Genomic DNA, 16,279 nt, shown 5'->3' with positions numbered 1-16,279 from the left:
GAAGCGAAAAGCCAGAGGCCGAGCGCCAGATGCCAGAATGGAGGGATTGAACTGGCACTTGGCCTTTCGCTTTTGGCATTTGGCTGAAAAACAAAAAAGGCAAGAAGCGAAAAGCCAGAAGCCGAGCGCCAGATGCCAGAATGGAGGGATTGAACTGGCACTTGGCCTTTCGCTTTTGGCATTTGGCTGAAAAACAAAAAAGGCAAGAAGCGAAAAGCCAGAGGCCGAGCGCCAGATGCCAGAATGGAGGGATTGAACTGGCACTTGGCCTTTCGCTTTTGGCTTTTTGCTATGTCAAATTATTTATGAATGCACTAAAATGAGGAGGGATTAAAAATGGCAAGAAATATCAAAAATTATGAAGTTTTTCAGTTAGCTCATCAGATGGTGTTAAAGATTTATGCTACCACCAAAGGTTTTCCACAAGAAGAAAGATATGGATTGACATCGTAGCTGAGAAGATCTGCCTATTCAATACCGATGAATTTAATAGAGGGGGGCGCTAAACTAGGAGAGGGAGAATTCCGAAGATTTGTTGATATTGCAATTGGTTCCTGTGCTGAAGTTGAATACCAGCTTGAGCTTTGCCATGACCTGAAGTATTTGTCAGATTCAGATTTTTCAGAGCTATCCGAAAACTATCAGCGCATTGGAAAGATGTTGAATCGATTAATGCAAACATTGAAGGGTAACATGTGAAAGAAGCGAAAAGCCAGAGGCCGAGCGCCAGATGCCAGAACAGTGGGATTGAACTGGCACTTGGCCTTTCGCTTTTGGCATTTGGCTGAAAAACAAAAAAGGTAAGAAGCGAAAGGCCAGAGGCCAAGAGCCAGATGCCAGAACAGTGGGGTTGAGACGGAAGGGGAATTATGACTTTTGAATTATGAATTAGACGAATTTTTATATTGCATGGGAGTGCAAATTGATGCTAATAAAGTGGAACATCTTTTAATGGATCCCATGAGAGGGGGAAATGAACTTTTATCAATAATCGTTTCCTCAATAGAAACATCGAAACGAAGGTTAAAAAATAATTTCGTAAGGAGAATTCGATTAGCTCGAATAGAAAATAGCGGGAGGATGGTGGTGCGACCGCGGTATGAATGAAAATCGCTTGCTTTTTTTATTCCAAATGCGTATTCTGAAGTGTGAATTTAGCTTTATCTGGACCAGATAATTAAGTGAGGGGAGATGATGCTCCGAAGAATAATTTTGATCATTATGATCAGCTTACTTGGTTGGGGATTGGCCGCGCAGGAGTCGCGGATCTATGTAGCGACGCTATCGACTGGGTATGGGCACACCGGAATGGCCATGCCGCTATCGGCCATGTTTTATCGGTTGGTTTCGGATACGGCATGGCAGTATATGGGTCGGCCAAATAATCGAATTTTCGGGTTCGATTTTTTTGCTCCTGCGAAGGGAAAGATCATCGCGCTGGCTACGCACACCGGGGTGCATCAGTCCTGGGATGGAGGAAAGAGCTGGAAGGTGACCACGGACTGGCGGATCACAGAGGTGAACAACGTGGCATTCGATCCTCGCTCGCCTGAGGTCCTGTATTGTAGCTCGCCGTATGGTTTTTATAAGAGCATCGATGGCGGCAAAAGCTGGGTAAAAAAGATCAAAGGGCTGGAAACCATCGATGCGCAATTTGTTTCCTCTTTTATCATCGATCGCGTCAATCCAGATGTGATCTATTGCTCCACCGAGGACGTCGTTTATCGCAGCCGCGATGCTGGGGAGACGTGGGAGAAACTCGGCCTGCGGGTGAAAAGAATCCGTTGCATTAGCCAGCATCCCAGGAACGAACAACTCCTTGCAGTTGGGACGGAGAACAATGGTCTGTATTTTTCAGTGGATGGGGGCAAAGTGTGGGAGAAACGGGATAGTGGGATAATGCATGGGACTTTTTATGGGATCACGTTCGATCCGAACTACCCAGAGATCGTTTATGCGGTTGGTTTTCAAACTGGAGTTTATAAATCGGTCGATGGTGGCAGGACGTGGCGGCATCATTTCAAAGGACTCGAGACATTGGATTTTCGGAGCATTGCAGTGGATCCGAACGATAGTCGCCGGCTCGTGGCTGGGAGCATCGGCAAGGGTGTTTACCAGTCCGATGATGGGGGAGAGAGCTGGCGGTTCATTGGGATTCCGGATGGGTATGTGGGAACAGTTAGAATTTTGCCTTTTTAATTAATAAATCTGAATGCTACTGATTCCATCGCTCGAAGCAATGGAATCAGTTCATCGCTCAAAGCGATGGCATCAGACTTAGCGAAGGATGATGAACATGAGCCGAACAATAATATTTGTGGTATTGCTACTTTCGTTTTTGAATAATGTGAATGCGTTTAGTCAGGATCAGACCCGCGCAGCATATCTTAAGAAATTCAATGAGCGAAAGGCATGGTTTATTTCTCATTTTGATACGGCCTCTCGAACGGATTACAGCGTCATTGCTGCCAAATACTATCGCAACCGAGATGTGAGACGAGCGGACGAGATGTTTTTAAAGTTACTGGAAAAGCCTAGCGGTGACATGTTCTGGATGTTCCCAGTGGTAAATTGCTATATGGTTGGCAAAGATAAAATGTCGGATCGGGTAAAAAGGGCGATCCGATATGCTTGGAAAACCTATGCCCCTTCTCGGGGCGATACTGAAAACCATTGGGCGATGTATTACGCCAGCCTGTACCTCATGGCCGAGCAATGGCCAAACGATCCCGGCTCTGAGTGGTTTAATGGCAAGAGCTCCGAGGAGAATCTTCAGGAAGCCAGAGAATACCTGTTCGAGTGGGCCAGGATCACGACGACAATTGGCCAGGGGGAATTCGATTCGCCCGATTATATTTTGGAGTACGTGGTTCCGACAACGATGCTGGCGCAATATGCCCAGGACAAGGATGTCAAAAAATTAGGAGAGATGTTGACGGATTATCTTTTGGCAGATTTTGCCGTTGAGCATCTGGATCAACAATACATAGGGGGATACAGTCGAATTTACGAGCAGAACTTGATGCGGCCGCAATACTCGGCTTCGTCGCATTTTGCGTATGTTTATTTCGGTGTGGGAGAGCCTCTGGTGCATGGCTGGGTGCTCTACCCGGTGCTGACATCCTATACGCTGCCAGAGATCATTTATAAAATCGCGACAGATCGGAGCAAGCCTTATGTTCATCGGGAACGGAAGCGCGTGCGCAATGTGATCAGGTATGGGGAGGAGCGGAATCCGCCTGTGTACAAATATACCTATATAACCAAGGATTACGGTATCGGGTCGCTACAAGGGGGCATTTTGCAGCCGATCCAGCAGCATACTTGGGGAGTGCGCTACACGTATGGCAAGCCGTTTTCTACTATTTTTGGACTGCATCCGTATTGGTCGGTGCTGGAGATCGCCATGTTTTTCCCTGAGGAGAGCAAAGCTTCGATGGCGTTCATTACCGCCTCAAAAACGACCTATAATAATCCCGATAAATGGACTGGGGGCTCGCCATTCGAACGGACTTTCCAGCACAAAAATACGTTGATCGCCTTGTACGACATTCCATCTGGGACAACCTCGGAGCATATCGATGGCTTTTTCCCAGCCAACTTGGAGCAAAGGATTCTCGATGAACCGGGCTGGATCATTTCTAAGGCGGGAGATACTTACATTGGCTGGTACCCGTTACAGCCTGGGGAATGGAGTGAGGAATATGAGTTGAAGCAGCAGGCGTTCAATACCAAAACTGGTACAAGTATAAAAGAGGATGGCGTCACATTGCGCAACTATCGGTTCCGAAGCCATGAATTGCAGAACGGGTATGTGGTGGAGGTGCGCTCCAGGGATGAGATCGGCTCGTTCGATGCGTTTCGGGCCGCATTGGCAAACCATATTCCAAGGGCGAATTTGATCCCAGGAAATGTCTCGGTGATATATCACACCATCGATGGCGATGTAATGGAATTCACCTTTCCGGATCAGCGCAAATTGAATGGGGAGATCGTCGATTTGTCAAAGACGAAACTATTTGAAGGGCCGTTCCTGAATGCAGATGTCGGCAGTCAGCAATTGATATTAACATATAAAAACATGAAGCTAATTTTGGATTTCAACAGGCTGGAAAAGCGATTGATAAAATAATAGCATTATTTTTCCCCACGGATGATAAGACTGCCGCGGATTTAAAATTGAGGTTTATTTCCCCGCGGATGATAGAACGACCACGGAGAAGGCCATTTCTGTGGTTGTTCTTTTTCTGTGGTTGAATAATTTTTTTGGTCGCAGAATTAAAAGGTCAGAGAAGATTTTTTCCCCACGGATGATAAAACGACCGCTGATATAAAATTAGAATGAACCATTTTGTAGAAGCTCCATTTCTGTGAGAGACTTCTAGTGCTTTCAGTTCTACAACCAATGGGACTGGGGGCCAATTTTTGTAATAATGAAAAAATTTCATTCAAACCTAACTTTGGCCGTGAAAATCTTCTTTTTTGGGATTGTCAGCTCGATTCTATGGCCGTTTGAAATTGACAATTTTCTCACCGATTTTTCCTCTAATGTCACCTGCTCGGCGGATCTTAATTTAGAATAGAATTCTACGGCGCCCGGAATATCGCGATTGGTCGGGTTGTAAAGGCGCAGAATAAACGTGTTTGTCTGGCGATCTTCTGCTGGTTTGAAGCAACTAAAGATCAAGTCTTGGGGCTCGATTTTGATGAAAGACAGAGTGGTTGGCAGATCGCCATTGGCTCGGCCCAATTGAATCAACCGAAATTCGTAGTTGAAGCACATGGCAGCTTGATAGACCTGTCCTTGGTCCCAATTGCCCTGGTGCGGATAAAATGCGAAACGATAGTGCTGCTCGCCGAGGCACTGCGATCCCTTTTGATGGCCGAAATCCTGCACCGAACTGGGCTGGATCACATAGCGAAACGCTCGAAACAGCGTGATGGCAATGGTTCTCTGGTCATCATCGAAAACTTCGTACTCCTTGAGGCCATCTACGAGGATCGCACAACCGAGGCTGTCATCGGAAATATCCACAAAAAGATGCATTGGGAAATCGTACATGGGCTGCTCAATCCAGTCACTGGTATCGGGCCGATATACGGGTCGGGAAACGACATCGAACTGGCCCTCACCATCGTGATATTGGGCAGCGATACCAGTGGGGAACATCATTCGCAGGCGATGGCATTCTGCTGGATTACTCAACCGAATGCGAAATTCTATCCAGCGAGAATGCTGATTAAACGGTACGGTCACTTCTATGGGCAAAATGGCGGTTGCCTCGTGGGCTTTGCGTTCGTCCAGATTGGCAGGAAGCCGCATCTGGTGTCGAATTTTTACCTTGGCAAGCAATGGGCCATTGAGTTCGAGCTGAATTTCTGGAAGCGAATGGATCGTGTCGAAACAGGGGGGGACTTTTGAATGCACCCAAGCGCTGCCCGCCTCGCCTTCATCATAAAAATAACCGATCCCAGAAAACAATTTACCCGTCGTTTTATCCAGCACGTCCAATGTCCCATTTCTCTGGATGCGCACCAAGAGCCATGGGTTCTCCATCACTGGTAAGCCCTGTTCAATACGCCCAATGGAAGGTCCGCTTTGGATGTGGTGCTCACGAGGAGAGACATGGACTGTTTTCCATCCCAGCGGCGGGACATCCTTCAGCTCCAAATAGCCATGATAACGCCGCATTTTGAAGTACATTGGCCGATCACTCATCTGCTCCAACACTGGTTCAACTTCTATTGCTGAAACCAGTTGGAAAGGGACAGAGTGGCCCGCATTGTCCTCGATCGAAATTCCTGATTGGTTCAGCTCCACGGGTATGTCGATGTAAGCCTCCACAATCTCAGTTCGAGAAAATGTGGTAGGATTGACGGCTAACAGATGAATGCTTTCTGAAGAGAATTTTTTAAGATCGAGTTTTTCTACGAAAAATTTCGCAGCACGAGCAAAGACGCCCTGCGCGATCTCCTGAGCTTGCTTGTAGCGGTTCATCATGTCCTGATGAATTTCATCCAGGCTGCATCCGCCGATAGAATCGTGGGCGGCGTTTTGAAGGAGCAATCGCCAGGCGATTTCGAGATAGCGATCTTGAATATACATCCCCAGAACGGCCGCCAGCGAATTGAACGGCTCAGCATAAAATTGGAGCCATTTTTCAGTGCTGAAATTGGCCTGTTTCAGGTACATGCGGGCCGAAGTGGTATAGCCGTAAAGATTGCCGGAACGTCGATCATATTGGCTACTGCGGCGCTCTCCGGTGACTATGGGCAGTTGATCCCAATTGGCATGTTCCTTTAGGGCCTGAGCGTATTGTTCCAACGTGCTGTGAAGCACTTCATTATTAGGCAATAGGTTCTGAATGTCTTTGATCAGGCGGACGGTTTTCCTGTTTGGACCGCTGGAATCGTGGCCCTCAGCCCAGAAGATATGACCCGTGGTGAAGTCGCTGGCCTGATCCCGAATGATCGCTTCGAGAGCAGGGGAAAGGTTGTCAGCATAATAAGCATCGACCGGCTGAAGCAGATTGTAGTCTGCATCCTTTAACTGGGCGTCAGCAAAGTGGAATGGCAATCCGCCCCGAGACCATTTGTATTCGATGTCAAAAATTTGTTCGTTATGAATGACTGGCCGATAGATATAAAAATAAAAATTGTATCGCGGCATGGTGGAGAAACGTGAAGCCAGCACTCGAGTACCATCGGCGCCCTCCCAGATGAATTCAGCTTTGGGGCTATCCAAGCTGTTGATGCCGCGGTAAAACATGATCACGTCGATGCCGAATTCATGGTAGATCTGAGGGAGTTGGGAGATTTGTCCCCACGAAAATGGGGAATAGCCGACTTTCATAACATGTCCGAACTCAGAACAGATGCGATGTCCCAATAGTAAATTTCTGACCAGATTTTCTCCGCAAACTTGGAACTCATCGGGCAGAATGAACCAAGGTCCGATGAGCAAACGGCCTTGCTGCACCAGTTTTTCGATCCGATTGCGATTCTGCGGCCGAATTTCCAGATAATCTTCCAGAACGACCGATTGGCTATCGAGATGAAAGGCGCGATATTCAGGCTCGGTTTCGAGGATTTCAAGCAATTGATCCATCATCTCCACCAGCATCTGCCGGTTTTTCTGAAATGGGAATCGCCATTCGCGATCCCAGTGGGTATTCGAGATAACATGAAACGTACGTTTTTGGCTCATCTTTCCTCACAAGTCAAATGAATTTTGTTTTGATAATAACTCAGACTCGATTTTCCCGCAGATCATAGAACCGCCGCGGATAAGACCTGTGATAATTATTTCTGTGGTTGTTCCATTTCTGTGGTTAAAAATTTTGTGAACGCAGAACTTGCCTGACACAGAAATTTTGTTCCCCGCGGATGAAAGGACAACCGCGGATAAAACCTATGATAATTATTTCTGTGGTTATTCCATTTCCGTGGTTAAAAATTTTGTGAACGCAGAACTTGCCTGACACAGAAATTTTGTTCCCCGCGGATGAAAATTGAAAAAGACCATTTCTGTGGTTGTTCCATTTCCGTGGTTAAAAATTTTGTGAACGCAGAACTTGCCTGACACAGAAATTTTGTTCCCCGCGGATGAAAGGACAACCGCGGATAAAACCTATGATAATTATTTCTGTGGTTGTTCCATTTCTGTGGTTAAAAATTTTGTGAACGCAGAACTTGCTTGACACAAAAATTTTGTTCCCCGGAGATGAAAGGACAACCGCGGATAAGACCTATGATAATTATTTCTGTGGTTGTTCCATTTCTGTGGTTAAAAATTTTGTGAACGCAGAACTTGCCTGACACAGAAATTTTGTTCCCCGCGGATGAAAGGACAACCGCGGATAAAACCTATGATAATTATTTCTGTGGTTGTTCCATTTCCGTGGTTAAAAATTTTGTGAACGCAGAACTTGCCTGACACAGAAATTTTGCTCCCCGCGGATGATAGGACAGCCGCGGAAAAGATTTGTGATGATCATTTCTAATTTTTAGTTAATCAGCCAGCTTTGGCTTGTTTGTCGGAATATTATTCCCCAATTACGAGCTTATTGAGCGCGAGCAAGGCGGCACCGATGAATCCGGCTTGATTCCCGAGCTGAGAGCACATTATCTTCATCGGGCGATGCAGCCGCTGTTGTAATCCCTGTATCAATGGCTCGCCCAATTGTGCAAATTCTCCTGACAGCACAAGTAGATCTGGATCGATGGTATGAAAAATCGTTTCCAGACCGGCTGCAAGATAATCCAGTTGCCGATGAAATAAATTCGCCACCGCATCCTGGTTCGCTCGGATCAGCTCGATGATCGCCTGGGTGTTTAAAGCTGAATAGCCTAGTGGCGAGGCGCACAGGCCAGCATCGATTAATTGCTGGATCTCCTGTTGCAGGATGCTTCTGGAGGCATAGGCTTCGAGACAGCCTCTACGACCGCAGCGGCACTTTCGCCCAAAGGGCTCGATACAGATATGGCCGATCTCGCCAGCGTTTCCTCGCCCGCGAACCAATTTCCCATCGATGATAATTCCGCCACCAATTCCTGTGCCGATAGTTATCACGACCAGCCGGTCGGGCCTGGATGCTTTTATCAAAGCATATTCAGCAAAAGCAGCGGCATTGGCATCGTTTTCGATGGATATTGGCAATTTGATTTTCGTCTGAAACGTTTCGACAATTGGGAAACCAATATAATCGTCAGCCAGGGGGACACCATCGAACACGATACCTCTAAGCGGATCAACACGACCGCTAGCGGCGATTCCAATGGCTAAAATTTGTTCTTGCGAAGAACGAAGCAATTGTTGAATTTGATCGATGAGTTGACCGATGACCTGTCGGGTTCCGCGTTCCCAACGTGATGGGATTATTTTTTGCGATTGAACCGTTCCTTCGGGATTGACAATGCCGAAACTGGCTTTCGTGCCACCCAGGTCAATGCCGATGGCGCAGCCGGCCTTGAATCGCTTGAACCGATCAATCTTTTCCGCTATGCGGCGCGTGATGACGGTCGGTCGGGTGATCGCTGTTCCGACAACCACGGCGAATGCCCCGCGGCGCAATGCTTCGGTAGCCTGTTCGGCTGTCCAAATCCTCCCTTCAGCGATTATTGGGATTCGATCGCCTATGCGTTCCACCAGATTGGAGAGCAGATCAAAATCTGGTTGGTCGGTTGCCGCTCGATCGAGCGTGTTGGCCGTATAGCCGGATAAAGTTGTGCCGATGAGATCGAAGCCCAATTTGGCGGCGGCTAGGCCCTCAGCCAGCGTAGAAACATCGGCCATGAGCAGCCGATCGGTCTGTCGACGCAAGAAAGACACAATCGCGGCCAGGCTCTGACCATTTGGCCGTGGACGATCCGTTGCGTCCATAGCGATGATATCCGCCCCAGCATCGCTTACTGCGCGGGCGTCTTCTAAAGTGGGAGTGATATACACTTCAGAGTCGGGATATTTTCTCTTATAAAGCCCGATGATTGGAACAGCGAGGTGCTGTTTCATTCGAGCGATATTTTCAGGGCGCTCAGCTCGAATGGCAATGGCACCCCCTCGAATGGCAGCCTGGGCGAGCGCCGTCAAAATCTCCGGCGTATTGAGCGGCTCGTCGCCTTCCGCTTGGCAGGAAACGATCAAGCCATAGCTGAGCTGGGATAATAGGTCTTGCTTGTCCATAGTTTTTGATACCAGTTAATCAATATTGTTCTCCCCGCAGATAATAGGACAGCCGCAGATGAAAATTGAAAAAGACCATTTCTGTGGCAGTTCCATTTCTGTGGTTAAAAATTGCTTTGGTCACAGAATTGAAAGCTTACAGAAGGTCTATTTCCCAGCGGATGATAAGACAACCGCTGATAGGAAATTGAATTTTATTTCCCCGCGGATGTCAGAACGACTGCGGAAAAAGCTATTTCTGTGGTTGAATAATTGCTTTCGTACAGAACTGAACGGTCAGAGAAGTTTTAATATCCTAATGTTGCCCGAATTGCAACATCGCGTCGTCCTTTGATCAGCGCTTGGACTGTTGCATCTGTTAAATCGATAAGGTTCCCGCTAATCTTCGTTTCCGCGACCTCTACTTGATTGATCCCTTTATTGAGCCCATGGGGATTATGCACTTCGATATGATAAGTCTTTCCACGAAATTTTCGGATGACCCGATAGAATTTCCATTGATGTGGGATGCAGGGGTCGATCAGCAATCCCCGATAGGTTGGCCGGACGCCCAAAATGTAATCGATCCCATCGCGCAACATCCATGCGGAAGAACCAGTGAGCCAAGAGTGACTTGCCTGGCCGAAGGTTGGATGATCTGGGCTCGTGACATATTCAGCGTAGACATAGGGCTCCACCTGGTAGCGGTCGATATCAATTATTGGGTTCATGGGCAGGGCTTTTTGATAAATCTCAAACGCCCGATCCCCTCGGCCCAAAAGACATTCTGCGAGAATTGCCCAGCTCACCGGATGATTGAACACTGCGCCATTCTCCTTCTTGCCTGGCACACATCGGGTGGCCAAACCAATCCGGGGATTGATTTTGGTGTACGCAGGGTGCAAGATTTTCGGGCCTTTCGGTGTTTCAAGATGTCGAATCACCATATCCATGCATTGAATTGCGCGCTGTCCTTCTGCCACACCGCTGATTACCGCCCAGGACTGAGTGTTAAGGAAAATTTGGCCCTCCTCGTTGCTCGCAGATCCGATGATCTCGCCCTGATCATTGGTCGCACGGATATACCATTCACCGTCCCAACAATGATCGTTAATCGCCTGCTTCACGGTTTGATAGGCAGAGTGATAGCGATCTGATTTTGCCTGATCGCCGATCAATTGGCAGAGTTCAATCGTTTCTTTCAAAATGTAGGCGAGAAACATCGAAACCCAGACGCTCTCACCCCGTCCCTCACGGCCAAGATAATCCAAAGTATCGTTCCAATCGCCTGGCCCGATTTTAGCCAGATGCCTCGGGCTGAGTGTTCCTAGCACGTAATCGATGGCTGCATAGAGATGTTGCTGGATTGTGGCCTCGCCGATATCGCTAAACGGAATGTTCTGTTGCAAAAAATCGAAATCGCCAGTCTCTTTCAAATACACCATAATGGCCAAGGGCAGCCATAAGGGGGTATCGGAATGGCCAGTGCGCTCCCCGCCGCCGATCAATGGGTAGTAGAGATGATACGTGCTGCCATTGCTGAACTGGTAGCGAGCCATTTCCACGATCCGTTCTTTGACCCAATTCGGCCTTGGGATCACCGGGCCCATGACGTCCTGGCAGGAATCTCGATAACCGCGGCCGAACAGCAGTCCACCATGATAATAGGATGCATCACGCGAAAAGCGGAATGTGACCGAAGTTTGATATTGGTTCCAAACATTGATCATGGTATTCATATTTTCATCAGGCGTTTGGACCTGAACCGATCCTCGATAGTCGCTCCATTCCGCCTTCAATTTGGAGAATTCATTTTTGACCACGTCGAGATTTCGATATTTTTGGACCAATTGGACTGCTTTTTCTTGATAACCCTCTTGCTTAGGAACGACGCCCAAATGAACGACGAACTCCCTCTCTTCATTTGGTTGGAGGGTAAGTTCCATTTGCAACGCAGCAACTGCATCACCAGCCGTGATCTCGGAATTGAAACATCGTCCATTCTGTACTGCAATCGGGTTCTGTTCCGACCGCCAGCGGCCGATGAATTGATCCTTGCTTCCATCCCAACCAATTATGGGGAGCGATGAGCTGAAAAATACATACTTATCCCAAGCATCATTCGCCTGCTTGACTGTCGCACTGGTAAATCGCACCCAATAGCGCTTCGTGGCAAACAAAATTTGATCCCCTCGGTCGAAAAATACCTCGTTAAAATGCTGATCATTGGGCTGATTGATCAAATCCACTAAGGCATGGCCGAGGCATAATTCGACAAAGCTGAAAATATCAAGCTGCCGAGCGTGATCTGATTCATTTTTCAGTGTGACAAGCCATAGCTCCAGATCATCAGAAGGAACAAAATAAAGAATAGAACTACGGATTTGATTGAATTGCGAGGTGATGCGGGTATAATACATGCCATGCCGACATTCATAGTCTTTCACCGGGGTGAAAGTCGGCTGCCAGGTAGGGGACCAAAAGGCAGTGGTTTCCCGATCGCGCAGCAAGATATAACGGCCAGGCCGATCGACTGGTAAAGAATTGTAGCGCCAACGCGTAATCCGGCTATCGCGCGGTGAAATATAAAAGCTGAAGCCACCAGCCGTGTTGGAGATGAGGCCATGATACTTTCCATTAGACAGATAATTCACCCAAGGCGCCGGTGTATCAGGCCTCGTGATCACAAACTCGAGTCGATCTTCGGAAAAATATCCATACTTGTTCAATGCGTCACTCCTCAAAGTTTTGATCTGTTCTATGGTTCATTCGTATTCAAAGGGTTAGTAGAACTGATTCTTTCGTTTATTTGATTGAAGTAGCAACAATATCTCATCGAATGTCCATCTTTAAAAGCCAAAATATAGTGGAAAAATCTTTAAAATGCCAGAAAAATATTTGATGAATCGGTCCGCAAAGTTATTTGTTGACATTGAGAAAAAAATCATTATATTTCAATTTGGAAGCGAAATAAAGCGAGAAAGCTAGCCAATTGATACGACACCCTTCGCTGGATAAAAATCTTTTCAAAGTTTTCCGAAACAAATCTTGCATATTTTGTCACCTTGTTTTGTCTTTTTAATATGATGGAATGATCCCCGATTGGCAAAAGCAGCGCGTATTCATCATTTTCTGTTGTTAAAAATGAATCGTCTTGCGGAACGGACAGATTCTGAATTTGCGATTGGCCTTCCTATGGAGAGGAAGCTCGGTCTTTTTAATCAAATGTGAAGTTCAAGGGTGCCTGCATTCGCAGGCACGACAGTAATTCGATGGAGTGCCTGCATTCGCAGGCATGACAGTGATTCGAAGGGTTTCTCCATGCGCAGGCATGACAACACAACAAATAATAAAAGGAGCTGATAATCATGGGCTCACCTCATCAGAAGCCAGTGATCTTTCTCGCTTTTGCGAATCCTCGGGATGATTCTGTACCATATCTTCGCAACCTTCCCGATGAACAGCGGCAGATTCGCGACGCGTTAGATTTGGCCAGGTCGGCTGGTTTGTGCGAAATCGTCGAGCGATCCAATGTAAGGACCCAGGACATCTGGGATGTGTTTCAGCACCCGGATTATCGGGATCGGATTGCCATCTTTCATTTTGGGGGGCATGCGAACAGTTATCAACTATTATTGGAGAACGCGGCTGGGGAATCCAGCCCGACCTTTGCCAGCGGACTGGCAGAATTTTTGGGGCAACAGCGTGGGTTGCAATTTGTATTTCTCAATGGTTGTTCAACGCAGCCCCAGGCCATGGGATTGTTACATAACAATGTCTCGGTCGTGATTGCCACATCCCAGACAATCATAGATCAGCTCGCCACCCGTTTTGCCGCCCGCTTTTATGCTGGACTTTCAGGAGGTGCTTCAATCCGGATTGCTTTTAACGAGGCGGCCGCCTCCATTAAAGCTGAACTTGGAGAGGACCTCGCCCAATATTATCGGGATTGCGGGCTCGAAGCTGATCGTTGGCCCTGGGATATTTACGTTCGTGCTGGCGCTGATGTAACTGATAACTGGAACTTGCCGGATGCTGCCGACGATCCATTATTCGGCCTGCCCAAAATTCCGCCAGCAGAATTGCCAAAAGTCCCGTTTTGTACGTTGCACTGGTTCGATCGTGATCATGCCGAAGTCTTCTTTGGTCGCGAATATCAGATCCGAGAGCTGTATCAGCGGATTCTCTCACCTCATGCTCTGCCTATTCAGTTGATCTATGGCCAATGTGGTGTTGGCAAATCATCATTTTTAGCCGCAGGGTTGTTGAGTCGGCTTGCTTCGGCCGCAGAAGTGCGATACTATCGATGCAAACGGGAACTGAACCCGCTAAATAACCTGAAGCAAGCCTTTGCCCCGCATGATCCGAACGAGTGGCGCGCGATCGAACAAAAATTCAATAAGCCGCTTGTCATTTTGATGGATCAATTTGAACGGACATTTGATCGTGCTAATTCGAATGAATTAGAACAATTTTTTGATCAACTCTATTGGTTGTTCATCAAACACAATCAATCGCTCCGAGGAAAGTTGGTTCTGGTCTTTCGGAAGGAATGGCTGGCAGAGATTGAGAAACGGTTCAAAGAACATAAGCTCCCAATTGAGCTAATGTTTTTAGAACGACTTGATCGCCGCGGGATCATTTCAGCCATCACCGGACTGACGCGGAACAAGAGATTGCAAGAATACTATGGATTAACCATCGAACCTGGTCTCGAGGAAATTATCGCCGATGATCTGATGGAGGATGTGGGATCGCCGTTAGCACCAACGCTACAGATTTTGTTGAGCAAAATGTGGCTTCGAGCTCGCCGGCGCAATCCAAAACACCCGTATTTTAGCATCAAGATGTATCAGGACATGAAGAAGCAGGGGATTTTGCTGAAGGATTTTTATTATCAACAGATGGAAAAGTTGCGGCGCTGGAGTCCCGAAGTTGTCGATTCTGGCCTGGCCCTGGATGTTTTGTCATATCACTGCGGAGCGCTTGGCACAGCCGAACAACGTACTAAGGCGCAATTGCGCAATCGCTATTGCCATCGAATGGATGTCATTCCATCTCTGATTCGCAAATTGAAAAACCTCTATCTATTGGCTGATCCATCAAAAAGTCGAACAGCTCGACGCAGAAGTGGGGTGACCCGACTAGCTCATGATACGCTGGCCCCAATCGTCCGTGAGCATTATGAAGAATCGTATTACCCGGGTCAACGCGCCAGCAGGATTTTAGCATCAAAAATGACCGATTTTCACGAAGGCAGAGATATTTGGCTGGATGAAGCCGATCTCGCTGTTGTTGAAACGGGATTGAGCGGGATGCGCAGCTTGACTTCTGAAGAACAGCAGCTAATCAGGATCAGTCAGCAGCGCCGGGCAAGACATCAAAAAAGGCGCCGAATGATGTTGTCGAGCGGGATCATCGCAATTCTGGTCATTATATGTTCCGCGATCATTTCGATCTACAATATGCATCAAGCACAACTCCAGGAACGGGCCGCCAAAGTGAATTATCTGAGCATACTGGCCAACGATGTTTCTAAGATCAATCCCCACAAAGCGCTCCGGGTGGCAGAAGCTGCTTTCCATTTGTCGCGACCCACTCCGCCATTGCATTTGCGCCAACTTATGTATCGCCTCTTCTGGCAATCCCCAGAGGAGGCCTGGTTCGACCGAGGATTCTCTCATAATCACTTGGTTAGTTCGGTGGCCTTTTCACCAGATGGCAATATGGTTCTTACTGGGTCATGGGATCGGACGGCAAAGCTATGGACCACTGAAGGCCGACTGATTCACGTCTTTCGCCGGCCTGCACCCATCACTTCGGCAAAATTCTCTTCAGATGGCAGAAAAATTGGATTGGGTCTAGCGAATGGCCAGGCAGAAGTCTGGACAGAAACCGGCGATTCTCTGGGTTCTTTTCGCCATCGAAGTCAAGTGAACTCTGTTGCGTTCTCGCCCGATGGTAAAAAGCTCTTGACCGCATCTTCGGACAGCTCTGCTCGGTTATGGTCTCTGGATGGCACCGTGCTGACGACCTTCCGGCATGGCGATCAGGTCATTTCTGCTGTTTTTGCATCGAATGGGGCGTGGGTGCTGACGGCATCGTTCGACAGAACAGCGCGGTTCTGGACGTCCATGGGATCGCTCGAAACCACATTTCAGCATGACGATCGCGTCTATTCCGCCCAATTCTCGCCGGATGGAAAAAAAATCCTTACGGCATCGAGGGATAAGACGGCCAAGCTTTGGTCCCTCAATGGCGATCTTTTGGCAACCCTACCCAGCGAAAGCCCGGTGCTTGTGGCTATTTTTCATCCGAACAATGATCAGATCTTCACTGTTGCGGACGATCATCGGGCGAAATTATGGACCATTGATGGCGACTCCATCGGCGGAAGCTATTATCGATACAAAATCTATTCGGCAGCCTTTTCACCAGACGGAAAAACTATTCTTGTCGCCAGCAGCGATCAACAAGCGAGAATATGGTTGACCCCAGAGGGCATCTATGACTGGTTGAAGAGCTCGCCCATTCCAGAGCTTTCGAAGCAAGAAAAAACGCAATATCACATCGAATAGAATGGCCGATGGGATTTCTCCCACGTTTCGAAACAGTTGA

At 47.7% G+C, this 16,279-nt stretch carries 7 protein-coding genes and 1 pseudogene; 5 read left to right on the top strand and 3 right to left on the bottom strand.

The window, feature by feature from the left end:
- The 4 genes and pseudogenes from ONB37_19085 to ONB37_19070 all read left to right on the top strand — a co-directional run.
- Positions 1-190: hypothetical protein (locus ONB37_19085; GenBank protein MDZ7402266.1), on the top strand; the 190-nt coding region annotated here is incomplete at its 5' end.
- 146 nt (positions 191-336) lie between these two features.
- Positions 337-699 (top strand): annotated as a pseudogene (locus ONB37_19080) (four helix bundle protein).
- 492 nt (positions 700-1,191) lie between these two features.
- A complete protein-coding gene (locus ONB37_19075) occupies positions 1,192-2,199 on the top strand; it encodes a hypothetical protein (protein MDZ7402265.1) in 1,008 nt (335 codons plus the stop codon).
- Between the two features lie 97 nt (positions 2,200-2,296).
- Positions 2,297-4,132 (top strand): hypothetical protein, encoded by a 1,836-nt coding sequence (locus tag ONB37_19070; GenBank protein ID MDZ7402264.1) that lies wholly within the window; start codon positions 2,297-2,299, stop codon positions 4,130-4,132.
- A 312-nt stretch (positions 4,133-4,444) separates the two neighbouring features.
- Here the strand turns inward: ONB37_19070 and ONB37_19065 are convergent, their stop codons facing one another.
- The 3 genes from ONB37_19065 to ONB37_19055 all read right to left on the bottom strand — a co-directional run bounded on the left by ONB37_19065 (position 4,445) and on the right by ONB37_19055 (position 12,390).
- Positions 4,445-7,207 carry a hypothetical protein gene (locus ONB37_19065; protein MDZ7402263.1) on the bottom strand — a complete coding sequence of 921 codons (2,763 nt, stop codon included), beginning with the start codon at positions 7,205-7,207 and terminating at the stop codon, positions 4,445-4,447.
- A gap of 837 nt (positions 7,208-8,044) precedes the next feature.
- Positions 8,045-9,682: a putative N-acetylmannosamine-6-phosphate 2-epimerase gene (locus ONB37_19060; GenBank protein ID MDZ7402262.1), complete on the bottom strand. Its 1,638-nt coding sequence runs from the start codon at positions 9,680-9,682 to the stop codon at positions 8,045-8,047.
- A gap of 287 nt (positions 9,683-9,969) precedes the next feature.
- Complete coding sequence (locus ONB37_19055; GenBank protein MDZ7402261.1) at positions 9,970-12,390, bottom strand: glycosyl transferase family 36; 2,421 nt, start codon at positions 12,388-12,390, stop codon at positions 9,970-9,972.
- 639 nt (positions 12,391-13,029) lie between these two features.
- Between ONB37_19055 and ONB37_19050 the strand changes: the two genes are divergently transcribed.
- Positions 13,030-16,239 carry a hypothetical protein gene (locus ONB37_19050; GenBank protein MDZ7402260.1) on the top strand — a complete coding sequence of 1,070 codons (3,210 nt, stop codon included), beginning with the start codon at positions 13,030-13,032 and terminating at the stop codon, positions 16,237-16,239.
- Positions 16,240-16,279 lie beyond the last annotated feature (40 nt).

The sequence above is a fragment of the candidate division KSB1 bacterium genome, assembly GCA_034506395.1.
Lineage (GTDB): Bacteria > Zhuqueibacterota > Zhuqueibacteria > Thermofontimicrobiales > Thermofontimicrobiaceae > Thermofontimicrobium.
This window is presented reverse-complemented; position numbering and strand designations above follow the sequence as displayed.

Bases quoted from the DNA above. Each gene is read 5' to 3' on its own strand.
- ONB37_19075 (MDZ7402265.1), top strand. From the start codon at position 1,192: ATGATGCTCCGAAGAATAATTTTGATCATTATGATCAGCTTACTTGGT.
- ONB37_19070 (MDZ7402264.1), top strand. From the start codon at position 2,297: ATGAGCCGAACAATAATATTTGTGGTATTGCTACTTTCGTTTTTGAAT.
- ONB37_19065 (MDZ7402263.1), bottom strand. From the start codon at position 7,207: ATGAGCCAAAAACGTACGTTTCATGTTATCTCGAATACCCACTGGGAT.
- ONB37_19060 (MDZ7402262.1), bottom strand. From the start codon at position 9,682: ATGGACAAGCAAGACCTATTATCCCAGCTCAGCTATGGCTTGATCGTT.
- ONB37_19050 (MDZ7402260.1), top strand. From the start codon at position 13,030: ATGGGCTCACCTCATCAGAAGCCAGTGATCTTTCTCGCTTTTGCGAAT.